At 62.9% G+C, this 14300-nt stretch carries 11 protein-coding genes; 10 read left to right on the top strand and 1 reads right to left on the bottom strand.

What is annotated here, in order from left to right; all coding sequences use genetic code 11:
• Window positions 1-8: 8 nt before the first annotated feature.
• Together L8U58_RS01330 and metG are read left to right on the top strand one after the other, a co-directional pair.
• A complete protein-coding gene (locus tag L8U58_RS01330; protein WP_269954519.1) occupies window positions 9-1742 on the top strand; it encodes a BCCT family transporter in 1734 nt (577 codons plus the stop codon).
• A gap of 79 nt (window positions 1743-1821) precedes the next feature.
• Entirely contained in the window at window positions 1822-3660 is a 1839-nt protein-coding gene (gene metG, locus L8U58_RS01325) for a methionine--tRNA ligase (RefSeq protein WP_034967409.1), read from the top strand.
• A 6-nt stretch (window positions 3661-3666) separates the two neighbouring features.
• Here metG and L8U58_RS01320 read toward each other — a convergent pair whose 3' ends face one another.
• Window positions 3667-4347 carry an HAD family hydrolase gene (locus L8U58_RS01320; protein WP_034967404.1) on the bottom strand — a complete coding sequence of 227 codons (681 nt, stop codon included), beginning with the start codon at window positions 4345-4347 and terminating at the stop codon, window positions 3667-3669.
• Window positions 4348-4476: 129 nt separating this feature from the next.
• Here L8U58_RS01320 and L8U58_RS01315 point away from each other — a divergent pair, with 129 nt between their 5' ends.
• The 8 genes from L8U58_RS01315 (at window position 4477) to L8U58_RS01280 (ending at window position 14266) form a co-directional block, all read left to right on the top strand.
• On the top strand, window positions 4477-5751 hold the full coding sequence (locus L8U58_RS01315; protein ID WP_269954518.1) for an MFS transporter: 1275 nt from the start codon (window positions 4477-4479) through the stop codon (window positions 5749-5751).
• Window positions 5752-5771: 20 nt separating this feature from the next.
• Complete coding sequence (locus tag L8U58_RS01310; RefSeq protein ID WP_269954517.1) at window positions 5772-6671, top strand: TatD family hydrolase; 900 nt, start codon at window positions 5772-5774, stop codon at window positions 6669-6671.
• Between the two features lie 269 nt (window positions 6672-6940).
• Window positions 6941-8119, top strand: coding sequence for a resuscitation-promoting factor (locus tag L8U58_RS01305; protein WP_034967398.1), 1179 nt, complete (start codon window positions 6941-6943; stop codon window positions 8117-8119).
• Between the two features lie 90 nt (window positions 8120-8209).
• The gene (gene rsmA / locus L8U58_RS01300) at window positions 8210-9127 is read left to right on the top strand and encodes a 16S rRNA (adenine(1518)-N(6)/adenine(1519)-N(6))-dimethyltransferase RsmA (protein WP_269954516.1); all 918 of its coding nucleotides are present in this window, start codon (window positions 8210-8212) and stop codon (window positions 9125-9127) included.
• Window positions 9124-10164, top strand: a complete 1041-nt coding sequence (locus tag L8U58_RS01295; RefSeq protein ID WP_269954515.1) for a 4-(cytidine 5'-diphospho)-2-C-methyl-D-erythritol kinase — start codon at window positions 9124-9126, stop codon at window positions 10162-10164. The genes rsmA and L8U58_RS01295 overlap by 4 nt, the downstream gene beginning before the upstream one ends.
• A complete protein-coding gene (locus L8U58_RS01290; protein WP_034979432.1) occupies window positions 10157-11989 on the top strand; it encodes an ABC-F family ATP-binding cassette domain-containing protein in 1833 nt (610 codons plus the stop codon). Before L8U58_RS01295 ends, L8U58_RS01290 begins: the two co-directional genes overlap by 8 nt.
• Window positions 11976-13841, top strand: coding sequence for an alpha/beta hydrolase (locus tag L8U58_RS01285; protein WP_034979429.1), 1866 nt, complete (start codon window positions 11976-11978; stop codon window positions 13839-13841). The genes L8U58_RS01290 and L8U58_RS01285 overlap by 14 nt, the downstream gene beginning before the upstream one ends.
• 95 nt (window positions 13842-13936) lie before the next feature.
• Entirely contained in the window at window positions 13937-14266 is a 330-nt protein-coding gene (locus L8U58_RS01280) for a putative quinol monooxygenase (protein ID WP_269954514.1), read from the top strand.
• Window positions 14267-14300: the final 34 nt, after the last annotated feature.

Raw genomic sequence — 14300 nt, 5'->3', positions numbered from 1 at the left:
TGTAAAGAATGACATCAAGTGAAGAAGTGACCGCGAGAGAAATAACAGAGCCGAGGGAGATAGCAGAGACGCGAGAGACTGACGAGGCTGAACAGAATCAGTCGATCGACTGGGTGGTGACGGGCAGCGCGGCTGCACTCATCCTGTCAGTCGTATTGTGGGGAATTTTCGGCGGAGATAGCTTCGCCGAGTTTGCCTCCACCGCCCTGGGGTACATCGTCGGCGACTGGGGATGGCTGTATGTGCTGGCCGGAACCGTGTTTGTCGCTTTTATTCTGTTCATCGCATTCAGCAAGTTCGGGCACATTCGGCTGGGCAAGGATAACGAATCGCCCGAGTTCAACAGTGTGTCCTGGGTTGCGATGATGTTCGCAGCAGGCATGGGCATCGGCCTGATGTTCTACGGGGTAACCGAGCCCCTGACGTACTACCGAAATGGCGTGCCTGGCGCAGAGGACCACGATGTCGCCAGCTCCTTTGCCTCCACGCTGTTCCACTGGGGACTGCACCCGTGGTCGCTGTATGCCATCGTCGCACTGGCCATTGCGTACAGCACGTTCCGGCTCGGACGCAAGCAGTTGCTTTCCTCGGCCTTCATTCCCCTGATCGGCAAGAAACGCGCCGAGGGAGCCGCGGGCAAGATCATCGACATCGCGGCAATCTTCGCCACCGTGTTCGGTACGGCGGCCTCCCTGGGCCTGGGTGCCGTGCAGATTCAGTCCGGCCTGAAGGCAACGGATCTGATCTCGAACCCAGGGACCTCCGTGATCGTCGGAACCATCGTGATTTTGGGCCTGTGCTTCCTGGCCTCCGCAGCGTCCGGTGTGGGCAAGGGAATCCAGTACCTGTCGAACACCAACATGGTTCTGGCCGGCCTTCTTGCTCTCTTCGTTCTGATCCTTGGCCCGACCGTTGTGATCCTGAATATGATCCCGACCTCCCTGGGTAACTACTTCTCCCAGTTCTTTGAGATGGCCGCTCGCACCGCGGATTCCAGTGAGGACGCAGGTGAGTGGCTGGGTTCGTGGACCATTTTCTACTGGGCCTGGTGGGTCTCTTGGTCCCCGTTCGTCGGCATGTTCCTTGCCCGCATTTCCCGCGGACGTACCATCCGCGAATTCGTATGCGTTGTGCTGATGGTGCCGACCGTGGTGACCATCATCTGGTTCTCCATCTTCGGTGGTTCCGCCATCCACGCCGAGGACAGCGGCAACTCCATCTGGGGTGACGGCGAGGCCACCAGCCAGCTGTTTAACCTGCTGGAGACCCTGCCGGCGGGACACGTGGCAAGCATCGTGGCGATGCTTCTGCTGGGAACGTTCTTCATTACGTCGGCCGATTCGGCCTCTACCGTCATGGGATCCATGTCCCAGCGCGGCCAGCTGGTAGCCAACCGTGGTGTGACCGTCCTGTGGGGTGCGCTGACTGCAGTGATTGCCTTGATGCTGTTGCTGACGGGCGGCGACGAAGCTCTGACGAACCTGCAGAACGTCACGATCATCGCCGCCAGCCCCTTCGTGCTGGTGATCATCGCGCTGATGTTCTCCATCTACAAGGCGCTGTCCAACGACCCGCGCTATTTGGATGAGAAAGCCCACCGCGAGTACGCACTGCGCATGGCTCGGGAGCGCCGCATCACCCAACAGCGGGAGAACGCGGCTAAGAGGAAGCGTCGCGCCCGTGCCGCGAATGCGGTGCAGAGCCACGGCGAACAATTAGGCGAACAGTTAGAGGAAAGCTAACTGAGTAAACTATGTGAGCAGCTCTGCATAAGCAGGGCTGCTTTCGCATAGCTATGGTGTATCCCCTAATCTAAAGGCTATGTCGAAACGAGTTCTCACCTCAGTTGCATGGCCTTATGCCAATGGCCCCCGCCACATCGGACACGTCGCCGGATTCGGCGTTCCTTCGGACGTTTTCGCACGTTATCAGCGGATGGCCGGCAACGAGGTGCTCATGGTTTCGGGCACGGACGAGCACGGAACTCCGCTGCTGGTGCAGGCAGAGAAGGAAGGCACGACCGTCCAGGAGCTGGCCGACCGCTACAACCGCATCATCGTCGAAGACCTGGCGGGGCTAGGCCTTTCTTATGATCTCTTTACCCGCACGACGACCCGCAACCACTACGCGGTCGTGCAGGAGCTCTTCACTGGGCTGTACAACAATGGCTACATGGTGACTCAAACCACCCGCGGTGCCATTAGCCCGTCGACCGGCCGCACACTGCCGGACCGCTACATTGAGGGCACCTGTCCCATTTGTGGGGCGCACGACGCCCGCGGCGACCAGTGTGACAACTGCGGTAACCAGCTGGATCCCGAGGATCTGATCGATCCGCGCTCCAAGATCAACGGTGAGACCCCGGAGTTCGTGGATACCGAGCACTTCATGCTCGACCTCCCCGCCCTAGCAGAAGCGCTGACCACCTGGTTGAACAACCGTAAGGGCTGGCGGCCCAACGTGTTGAAGTTCTCCCTGAACCTGCTTGAGAACATTCGTCCGCGTGCCATGTCCCGCGACATCGACTGGGGCGTGCCGATCCCCGTCGAAGGCTGGCAGGATAACAACACCAAGAAGCTCTATGTTTGGTTCGACGCGGTGGTCGGATACCTTTCCGCATCCATCGAATGGGCGTGGCGCACCGGCGACCCGGAGGCCTGGCGTAAGTGGTGGAACGACCCAGAGGCGCTGTCCTACTACTTCATGGGCAAGGACAACATCACTTTCCACTCCCAGATTTGGCCCGCTGAGCTGCTGGGCTACGGCGGCGAGGGTTCCAAGGGCGGGGAGGCCGGCGAGCTGGCCGAACCTGCGCTGAACCTGCCCACGGAGGTTGTGTCCTCCGAGTTCCTGACCATGTCGGGATCCAAGTTCTCCTCTTCCAAGGGAGTCGTGATCTACGTCCGCGACTTCCTCAAGGAGTTTGGCCCGGACGCGCTGCGTTACTTCATTGCCACCGCCGGTCCGGAAACGACTGACACGGACTTCACTTGGGATGAGTTCGTGCGCCGCATCAACTCCGAACTCGCCAACGAGTGGGGCAACCTGGTTAACCGTACGGTTTCCATGGCCTACAAGAACTTCGGTGAGGTTCCCACCCCGGGGCCGCTCTCCGCTGAGGACGAGGCGCTGCTCGCAGAGTCCGCGAAGGCCTTCGACGTGGTTGGCGATAACCTCAACCGCTCCCGTTTCAAGGCCGGCATCAACGAAGCAATGCGTATTGCCGGACGGGCGAACCAGTACATCGCGGCCATGGAACCGTGGAAGCTAGCTAAAGACGAATCCCAGCGCGAGCGTCTGGCCACGGTCTTGCACACCGCCCTGCAGGTGGTCTCGGACGTCAACACACTGCTGACCCCGTACCTGCCGTTCTCTGCACAGAAGATCTTTGAAACTCTGGGTGGCGAGGGCATTTGGGCAGCCCAGCCGCAGGTTGTCGAGGTTAAGGACGAGTCTCCGCGAGAGCCGGTGGGCGTCGGGCTGCCCGAAGCAGGACGCACCTACCCCGTCATCATGGGCAACTACAGCGAGCAGAAGGCAACGTGGGCTCGCCAGGAGATTCAGCCTGGTACGACGCTGCACAAGCCCAAGCCGTTGTTCCCGAAGCTCGACCCCGAGCTGGCAGAGACCGGCCCGGAATGGGCGCCGGTCCAGAAGTAAAAGCCCCTAGTCCGCGAGGCGCAGGCTGGTGATCGGCGCCAGCACCTGGTGGACGGATTCCACGCCGCGCCAGGGGAAAGCCTCCCAGCCACGGCGCTCCGCGGCTTCCAGATTCGCCTGACGGTCGTCGAAGTAGATCAGCGTGGCGTACTCGTGACCAGCAGCGGCCGCGGCCTGCTCGAAGCGGCGGAACGCGCCCTGGTGGGGCTTGGTAAAGCGCAGGTCGGGGGAGAAGCAGGTGACGGCCGCGCCGTCAACCCAATCCTGGCGAAGCACTGCCTCCATCACCGGGCGCGGCGCGTTGCTGAAAACGCCCCACGGCTGGTCGATGGCGTTGAGGTGGTTCAGCAGGTTCCGCACGGAATCGGAGATCGTGGAGCACAGGCGAGTATCCGTTTCCTCCAGCTCCGCGATGAGCTCCGGGGTCGGCTGCACGCCGGCCGCGCGGCAGAGGGTGGTGAAGTAGTCGTTCGGCCCCATCGACAGGCTGTAGCTTTCGCGGTAGCGGCCGTAGGCAGCCTCGAAGCTGAACGGATCGGTGATGATGGTGGGAACGGTGGTCTGGGTGCCCTGGTTCGAACGGGACTGGATGTTGGCGTGGCGGATCATCACGGTGGTGAGTTCGCGCAGGGTGTGGCGGCGTGGCACCAAAACGCCACCGAGGTCGAAGACAATCAAGTGTTCCATGTTCGGTTCTTGCCTTTGCAGTGGTGTGGAATGTGTTGGTGACTAGTAGAGTCTGTGGCTAGTGTGCCGGGTCTGCATGACCGGAAGGTGGCGCTAACACGAATCCAAAACGAACCGGGGGTGAACAACATGGCGAAGGCTGCGGGCAGCACATCCCGTCGAATTCCCTCCGCGATCGCCCTGCTGGCCGCTGTGGCCGTGTTGCTGACCAGCTCCAACCTGCGCAGCCCCGTCAGCGCTTTCCCGCCGATTGCCGACCAGGTTAGCTCTGACCTCGGCGCCTCCGAATTGTTCATCGGCCTGGTCGGCATGGCTCCCACGGCAATGTTTGCCCTGGCTGCGGTCCTTTCCGGCCCCATGGCCAGGGCCCTGTCGTTCCGGGCTGTGATCAGTACCGCCATGGTGCTGGCGACTTTCGGTTTTAGCCTGCGCACGGTGGCTCCGAACGGCCTGCTTTTCCTGGCTGGCACCATGATCGGCCTGGTCGGGGTGGGGATCACGAATACGTTGCTGCCCGCGGTGATCAAGGACTACTTCCCGTTCAAGCTGACGGTGATGTCGGTGGCGTATATGGCGGTGGGGCAGGTGAGCATGGCCACCGCCTCCGTCGTGTCGGTGCCGCTGGCGCAGTTAGGTGGTTGGCGCGTGGCCATCGGCGTGTGGGCAATCCCGCCGCTGCTGGCGCTACTGTGCTGGGGGATCCTGGTCTTCGCTGTCACCCCGGGCGCTGCTGCCCAACGCGGCGGCGAGATGTTGCGACAGGCGCACCCGCGGAAACTTATGGGCGTCATAAACAACAAAAACAACGAGTCCCGCGGTGCGTTCCGGCACATGTGGCGCAACCCCGTGAGCTGGGGGATCGTGGTGATGTTCGCTATGACTTCCTCCATCTCCTACTGCTTTATCACCTGGGCGCCGAAGATCATCGTGGAATCTGGTGGCTCGGCGCAGTTGGGTGGCATTATCGGCGGGGTGTTCGCGATCGTGGGTACGGCCTCGTCGTTCTTCGTTCCGTGGATGACTTCGCGTTTCGAACGCGGCGCGGCGTGGGTGACGATCCTGTCCTGCAGCTGCATGTTTAGCGCGCTGCTGATGGTGATTACCGATCCGATGCGCCTGCCGGTGGTGTGGATCTCGCTGGTGTCGCTGGGGTGCTCGACCTTCCCGCTCGGGCTGATACTGATCGCCACCCGCACCCGCGAATCCAAGGCCGCCGCCGTTTTGTCGTCGGGCGCGCAGGGTATCGGGTACACCGTTGCCTGTGTCGGGCCTTTTGGTTTTGGTGCTCTTTATGACGCCACCGCCTCCTGGACCGCCGGGCTGCTTGTCCTTGTGGGATTCAACTTCGTTTTGTTGGCGGCGGGCCTGGTGGCCAGCCGCAGGGTGTTCGTGGATGATCACTGACGATCGTTAGAGTGGGGAGTATGGCGAAAAAGAAGCGACCCACCCCCGTGCCTCCCGAGCCGATCGTCCCGCTCTTCGACTCGCACACCCACCTGTGGTCCACGGTGCTCAAAAACCAGCGCCGCGAGGAAGCAGTGGGCCGGGAATGCGGGGAGGAAGATCACCGCAGGTTGGTGGGGGAGTTTATGGATCGCGCCCTTGCCGTGGGAGTGCGCGGCGTATGCACCGTGGGCGATGGGATTGAGGAGACAGAAAAGGCGCTGCAAGCAGCCGAGTTCCACGACCGTGTGTGGGCAGCCTGCGCGGTGCACCCGACCCAGGCACAGACGGTGACGGGTGAGGTGCGCGAGCGGCTGCGGGAAATGGCCTTCCATCCACGCTGCGTGGCGATCGGGGAGACCGGCCTGGACGCGTACTGGATCGGCAAGGACATGGGGGATGGGGAGGAAACCCCTGGTATTGAGGTGCAGGAGGAAGCGCTGCGCTTTCACATTGACTTGGCCTGCGAATCCGGCAAGGCGCTGATGATCCACAACCGCGAGGCCGATGCGGACCTGCTGCGGGTGCTTGCGGACGCGCCGCGACCGAAGGACATTATCCTGCACTGCTTTTCCTCGCCGCTGGACGTGGCTAAGGAGGCGCTGGACAGGGGATATGTGCTTTCCTTCGCGGGGAACGTGACATTTAAGGGCAATGAGGAGCTGCGCGAGGCGGCGCGTATCGCACCGCCGGAGCAGATCCTGGTAGAAACCGATGCGCCGTACATGACCCCCGAGCCTTTCCGGGGTGCCCGAAACGAACCGGCCTTTGTGGGATACACGGCGGCGTGCGTGGCGGAGCAACGGGGCATGTCCCCCGGCGAGCTCGGAAAGCTGGTCACGGCCAATGCGTGCCGACTATATGGGATTGACCTCCACTAGTGAGGTCCGTGTTTCTGGTGTTACGTAATATAACGAAATCGTATAGGAATTAACGCTTGTTGGGGGCTGTGTCTGCTGTTATTGCAGATGCACCCCCATATTTGTGATTTATGGAACAAATCGCGCGAGAGTTTTGTCCGTTATCGATCGTTATCGTATTGTGACAAAAGTTGAGAAAATCGGCGTTCCCGGCGCCCGTGTTCTACGGCTAAAGATCCTTAAGGCCGATGGGACCAGAGGGCGTCAGTAACAAGAGAGGCAACGATCTAGTGTCACCGAAGAAGAAGTCCCACCTGCACCGCATCAACAACACCAACTCCACCCCGCTGCGCATCGCCACGGGCGGCATGCTCGCCACCCTGGTTGTCGGCGGCGGCGTTGCGGTCGCAGGTCAGAAGTCGGTCACCCTCGACGTTAATGGCGACATCATCCAGGCCAACACCATGTCCGGAGATGTCGAAGGCGCGCTCAAGTCCGCTGGTGTAGAGGTCGACAACCGTGCCATGGTCACCCCGGCGCTGAACGAATCCATCAGCAACAACGCCAAGATCACTGTCCGCAGCGCACGCACCGTGGCGCTGACCATCGACGGCAAGCAGGAGAAGATCGACACCACGGCACTGACCGTCGGCTCCCTGCTGGACCAGCTCGGCCGCAGCGACGACATCAGCGCGATGTCCATGACCCGTAACCAGGAGATCCCGCTCGACGGTATGGAGCTGGAGATCGTCACCCCTAAGAAGTTCACGCTGAACGACGGTGGCCAAGACGGTCGCATGAGCCTGCCGGCCCGCACCGTGGGTGAGATCTTCGAGATGCGTGGCACCCCACTGGGTAAGGATGACAAGGTCACCCCATCTGCGGATACCCCGCTGAAGGAGGGTATGCACGTCGAGGTCACCCGCATCGCCAACCGCGACGAGACCAAGATCGAGGACATTCCGGCTCCGGAGCGCGTGAAGGAAGACCCGAACCTGCCTGAGGGCGAGGAGAAGGTCGTGAAGAAGGGCGCGCCGGGCAAGGCTCGCGTGGTTGCCACCGTCCGCACCGTCAACGGCAAGGAAGTAGACCGCAAGGAGAAGTCCAGCCAGGAGATCACCGCGCCGAAGGAGCGCGTGATCATCCGCGGCACCAAGAAGACTCCGGGCTCCGGGGACTCCAAGGGTTCCAACACCGGCGCTTCCGCTCCGTCCGTGGCCGATGGTTCCGTATGGGATCAGCTGGCGATGTGTGAGTCCACCGGCAACTGGTCGATCAACACCGGCAACGGATTCTCCGGTGGTCTGCAGTTCACCCCGTCCACCTGGGCCGGCTTCGGCGGTACCCAGTACGCGCCGGCTGCCCACATGGCTACCCGTGAACAGCAGATCGACATCGCCAAGCGCGTGCAGGCTGCACAGGGCTGGGGCGCATGGCCGGCCTGCACCGCCAAGATGGGTCTGCGCTAAAGCACCCCTTTGAGTTCTCCGGGTACGCACACCCGGAGTGCTTGGGAACCCTGGTTTCTATCGAGGATTAGCTCGACTACCCTGTATTAGGTGAGTGAACGGAAGATTCAGCTGCTAGGGCCCATTGAGATCCGGCAGCTCGCCGAGGAATTGGACTTAAACCCCACCAAGAAGCTGGGGCAGAACTTCGTCCATGACCCGAATACGGTCCGCAAGATTGTGAAGGCTGCGGACGTCACGGCCTCGGATACCGTGGTGGAGATCGGCCCGGGCCTGGGGTCGCTGACCCTCGCGCTTCTGGAGACCGGCGCGAGCGTGACCGCGGTGGAGATCGACCCGCGGTTGGCGGAAAGGTTGCCGGCGACTTTGGTCGAGCAGGGGGCGGATGATGCGGATGTCGCCGTGATCCTGAAGGACGCGATGACGGTGACGGTCCAGGATTTTGTTGATTCGGGACGCCCACTTCCCACCGCGCTGGTAGCGAACCTTCCCTACAACGTCTCCGTGCCCGTGCTGTTGCACATGCTGGAGGAATTCCCCACCATCGACCGCGTTTTGGTCATGGTGCAGTTGGAAGTGGCCGACCGTTTGGCCGCGGTGCCTGGTTCCAAGATCTACGGTGTGCCCAGCGTGAAGGCCGGATTCTACGGCTCGGTATCCCGCGCGGCGACCATCGGCAAGAACGTATTCTGGCCTGCCCCGAAGATCGACTCTGGCCTGGTTCGCATTGATCGCTACGCCGACGGGGAGCAGCCGTGGGCGGCAGAGCTACTGGACCGGGAGCAGCTGCGCCGCGAGGTCTTTGCCCTGGCAGATGCCGCTTTCCTGCAGCGCCGCAAGACCCTGCGCGCGGCTCTTTCCGGCCACTTCGGCGGTGGACAAGCCGCGGAGCAGGCACTGCGAGACTCCGGAATTGATCCGACGTTGCGCGGGGAGAAGCTGTCCACAGAACAGTTTGTGCAGCTGGCTGTGACTTCGCTGCGGAACGACCCACGGGGTGCCCAATGAGCGTTTCCCATATCTTTGGACCGCCAGAACCCAAGTACCGCTCCGTGACCGCGAGCGCGCACGGGAAGGTGAACCTGCACCTCGGGGTAGGTCCGGCCAGGGAGGACGGGTACCACGAGCTGGATACTATCTTCCAGGCCGTATCGCTGAAAGAGGAAGTCACGGTCGCCCTGCGGGAAGCACAGGGAGCGCAGGATACTGCCGATCCAACACCGTGCACCTGGAGCGTCTCCGGTTTCGACTCGCACCTGGTGCCCCAGGATCCCAGCAACCTGGCGTGGAAGGCCGTCGCCGCCATCCAAGACCTGGCGCGCGACGCGCACGTTGCCTGGGCCGATGCGGGCGTGCACATTCACATTGACAAGGGCATTCCCGTCGCCGGCGGGATGGCCGGGGGGTCGGCGGATGCCGCCGCCGCGCTGATCGCAGCCACGGAGCTTTACTTCCCGGACCCGCGTTCGCCCCGGCGCCCGGACCGTGCGCAGCTGTCGGAGATCGCGGCCGACCTGGGCGCGGACGTTCCCTTCTGCCTGTTGGGCGGCACCGCGCGGGGGACGGGTAAAGGGGAGAACCTGATGCCCGTCATCACCCAGGGCACCTACCACTGGGCCATCGCCACGGATAAGCGCGGCCTGTCCACCCCACAGGTGTTTAAGCAACTAGACCAACAACGTGCCGCCGCCCCAGAGGCCAGCCCCAAGGGCGCCCGGGCGGGAAGCCCAGAGGCGCTCATTACGGCTCTGCGGGCGGGTAACCCGGCGGAAGTAGGGAAGCTGCTGGTCAACGACCTACAAGCCCCGGCGATTAGCCTGCTGTCCAGTCTGCGCGAGACGCTGAAGGCTGCAGAGGAAGCCGGCGCAATCGCCGCGATCGTCTCCGGCTCCGGGCCCACCATCGCCATGCTGTGCGCATCCGCTGACGATGCAGTGGAGGTAGCGACAGCCGTGAGCGTGGCCGGGAAAGCCAGCTCCACGATGACGACGAGTTCCCCGGCTGCGGCTGCGGGCGTCATAAAAAGGGAAGAAGTACGTGAGTAACCTCATCAACCTAGAAAAAGTCTCGAAGAGCTACGGGCTCAAAACCCTGCTCGACGACGTGAGCATCGGTGTGTCCAGCAACGACCGCATCGGCGTGGTCGGGCTGAACGGCGGCGGCAAGTCCACGTTGCTGAACATCCTGAGCCAGCGGGACGAGCCGGATTCCGGGCGCGTGAGCCACAACAACGACCTGCGCATGGCCATGGTCACCCAGGACGTACTGCGCGACGCGCCGGAGGGCATGACCGTCGCCGGGGCGGTGCTGGAACCGCTGGGGCTGCAGGAATACGAGTGGGCGGGCGACCCGAAGGTACGCAGCGTGCTGAACGGGCTGGACATCGCCCGCCTGGGGCTGGATACGCCGGTGCACTCGCTGTCCGGTGGCGAACGCCGCCGAACTGGTCTGGCCGCCGCGCTGGTGCAGGATCTGGACCTGCTGATCCTCGACGAGCCGACCAACCACCTGGACGTCGAGGGCGTGCAGTGGCTGGCCGAACACCTGCTGGGACGCAACACCGCACTGGTTGTGGTCACCCACGACCGCTGGTTCCTAGATACCGTCGCCAACCACACTTGGGAAGTACACGACGGGGCGGTGGACATCTACGAAGGCGGCTACAACGACTGGACCTTCGCCCGCGCAGAGCGTGCCCGGCAGGCGGACGCGGCTGAGCAGCGCCGACAGAACCTCGCGCGCAAAGAACTGGCATGGCTGCGCCGCGGCGCACCCGCACGAACCTCGAAGCCGCGCTACCGCATCGAGGCCGCCGAGTCCCTGATCGCCGACGTGCCGCCCATGCGCAACAAGGTGGAGCTAATGAGCTTCTCCGCCCGCCGCCAGGGCAAGAAGGTCATCGAGCTGGAAGATGCCCGCATCGCCACTCCGGATGGTCGCACGCTGGTGGAGGACCTGACCTGGCGCCTGGGCCCCGGCGAACGCATCGGCCTGGTGGGCGTGAACGGCTCCGGCAAGACCACCCTGCTGCGCACCCTGGCGGGCGAGGCACCGCTGGAGCAGGGGCGCAGGATCGAAGGCAAGACCGTGCGCCTGGGCTGGCTGCGCCAGGAGCTGGACGACCTGGACCCCACGAAGCGCCTGATCGAATCGGTGGAGGACGTCGCCAGCTACGTGACCTTCGGCGACAAGGAAATCAGCGCCTCCCAGCTAGCAGAGCGACTGGGCTTTAGCGCGAAGCGCCAGCGCACACCCATCGGGGACCTGTCGGGTGGTGAAAAGCGCCGCCTGCAGCTGACCCGCGTGCTGATGGCCGAGCCGAACGTGCTGCTGCTAGATGAGCCCACCAACGACCTGGATATCGACACTTTGCAGGAGCTTGAAAGCCTGCTTGACGAATGGCCCGGCACGCTGGTGGTGATCTCCCACGACCGCTACCTGATCGAGCGCATCTGCGATTCCACGTGGGCGCTGTTCGGCGACGGTCAGCTGACCAATCTGCCCGGCGGCATCGAGCAGTACCTCGAGCGCCGAAAGCGGGAGGCCAGCGACGAGGGGCGCAAGAACACTCTGTCCTTCGACGCTGCGGATTCTGGCGCTGTTTCTTCTGGACGCCCCAGCCTCGGCGCCAAGGAAGTCCACGCACTCACCAAGGAAATGAGCGCGCTGGAAAGGAAGATGGCCAAGGTCGAGGCGAAGATCAACTCCATCCACGAGAAGATGAACAAGGCGGCGGAGAAAGCCGCGACCGGCGAGCCCGTCACCGACGAATTGGCCGCGCTGGATAAGGATCTAAAGGCAGCCCAGGAGGAGCACGGCGAGCTGGAGATGAAGTGGCTGGAAATCGGGGAGAAGCTTGAAGATAGCTGATGTTGCCTCCACCGCTGAGGAAGAGATCTCAGAGAGGCTGAGCGCCGCCAGGGATCAGTGGGAAGCCCACGTGGACCCCGGTGGCGTTCTTGTCGGCGCACTGTTGTTCGCGGCTTCGCTGACCCCCTCGTTGCTGCCACGCGATTGGTTGTTCCAGGGCGTGGTCGCGGGCATCTCCGGTGGCACTGGCTATACCGTCGGTGTGTTCCTGCATTGGCTGTGGGAGGCATTCCTACAGAAGTTCTTCGCTGAACCCCTGTGGAAGTGGCGCCGTAAGACAAGGGACTTGGTCGGGCGCGTGCAGGCCAGGGCGGGGCTCGGCGACCGTGGCATGCGGAGGCTAAGCAACGGCCTGGAAGTGGCCTTCGTGGTTATTGTGATTCTGGCGCTGCTGGTGTGGATTTCCTTCGCCGTGCGCTGGCAGCAGGAACTCGCCGGCCTGATGGGTGCGGAGGCTTACACGGCGGGAGAGTTCCTGCTGGTGCTGCCAGTTGGCCTAGGCCTGTGGGCGCTGATCGTGCTGGTGGGCAAGGGGCTGCTCTGGTTGATTGAGGCCCTGGAAGAAGGTCCAGTAGGGCGACGGCTCGGCGGGGTGACCCGCCCCGTATTCGCCTGGTTGGCCGTCGGAATGGCGCTGATTTTCCTGGTGGATACGGTCGTTCCGGGCACCGTCGTGCGTGGTGCCGAACGGGTGTTTTCGGTTCGGGACCAGGAGATTCGGCCGGATCTTAAACAACCTCATGTCCCGGAGCGTTCCGGCAGCCCGCAGTCACCCAACAAGTGGGAGGACCTGGGGGCGTTTGGCACTAGGTTCGTCGGCCTCGGCCTGTACAAGGACGAACTTGAAGCGCTGACCGGTCGCCCCAGCAAAGAGCCCATCCGCGTCTACGCCAGCCTGGAAAACGGAGCGGAGGATACAGATACCGCCCGTGCGGAAAGCGTGGTCGAAGAATTGAAGCGGACGGGCGCGAAGGATCGCAAGGCGTTGCTCGTGGTGCCCGCGACCGGTACCGGGTGGGTGAACCCCACGGCAGCCCAGGCCTTTGAGCTGATGTTCGACGGCGATTCCGCCATCGCCTCGGCACAGTACTCGTACTTGCCCAGTGGCGTGCAGTTCATCGCCGACCAGCAGCGCGTGGAAGACGCAGGTGAGGCACTTGTTTCCACGGTTGTGGACTGGTGGCACACCCTGCCGAAGAACCATCGCCCGAAGCTCTACGTCTACGGCGAATCGCTAGGCACTAACGCAGGTAGCGGTGCGTTCTCCGGTGTGCGTGACATCGTCTCTAGTGTGGACGGCCTGTTGTGGGTAGGACCACCGAATTCCAATAAGCTGTGGCACGATCTGGTGGATCGGCGTGACCCTGGCTCGCCGGAGGTATCCGCGGAGTACGCGGGTGGGCTGAACGTTCGCTTCGCGGAGAACACCGATGAGATCTGGCGCTGGCGCCGCGAGGAGGATCTTTCCTCCCGCGCCGGATGGCACAACCCGCGCATTCTGTTCTTGCAGCACCCCTCGGATCCGGTGGTGTGGTGGTCGCCGTCGCTGATCGCCAGGGAACCGGATTGGCTGAAGGAACCGGCGGGCTTCGACCGCTCGCCGTCGATGTCTTGGATTCCTTTCGTCACTTTCTGGCAGGTCACGATGGACCTTCCGGTTGCAGCTAACGTGCCGAATGGCCACGGGCACAACTACGGCAACGGCGTGCTGGACGCGATGCTGGCGATGGTCGGTGGGGCGGACTTTAACCCGCGCCGCGCCGCGGAGCTCCGCGGGCAGTTGGATGAGGCGATGTTGACCCAGGGACCGGAGAAGGAAGTCGGCGTGGACAACAGCAAGAACAGTGGCTAGGTCGCGCCCTCACCAGGGACAAGTGGTGCAGCCTGACCAGGGGAGAAGGGGCGCTGGCTGCTAACGCGCCGGTGGGGCGCGTACTGTGGAGAATCATGATTTTGATCAGCGTAAAGTACAAGGTTCGCCCCGAGTTCGCCGACACCTTCCTGCAGGAGGTCTCCTGGTTCACGGAAGGCACCCGTGCGGAGGAAGGCAACATCTTCTTCGACTGGTTCCGCGATCCCGAGAACTTCAACGAGTTCCTGTTGATCGAAGCTTTCCAGGACGATGCCGATGTCGCACACGTCGAGTCCGAGCACTTCAAGCGCGCCTGCGACGAGATGCCGAAGTACCTGCTGGAGACCCCGGAGATCATCAACACGAAGATCCCGGGCAAGACCGAGTGGGATCGCATGGCCGAGTTCCGCGTCGAGGACAACTAGAAACTAACCACTAACAACGAACCCAGTACCCAAG

The sequence above is a fragment of the Corynebacterium macclintockiae genome, assembly GCF_027570165.1.
Lineage (GTDB): Bacteria > Actinomycetota > Actinomycetes > Mycobacteriales > Mycobacteriaceae > Corynebacterium > Corynebacterium macclintockiae.
This window is presented reverse-complemented; position numbering and strand designations above follow the sequence as displayed.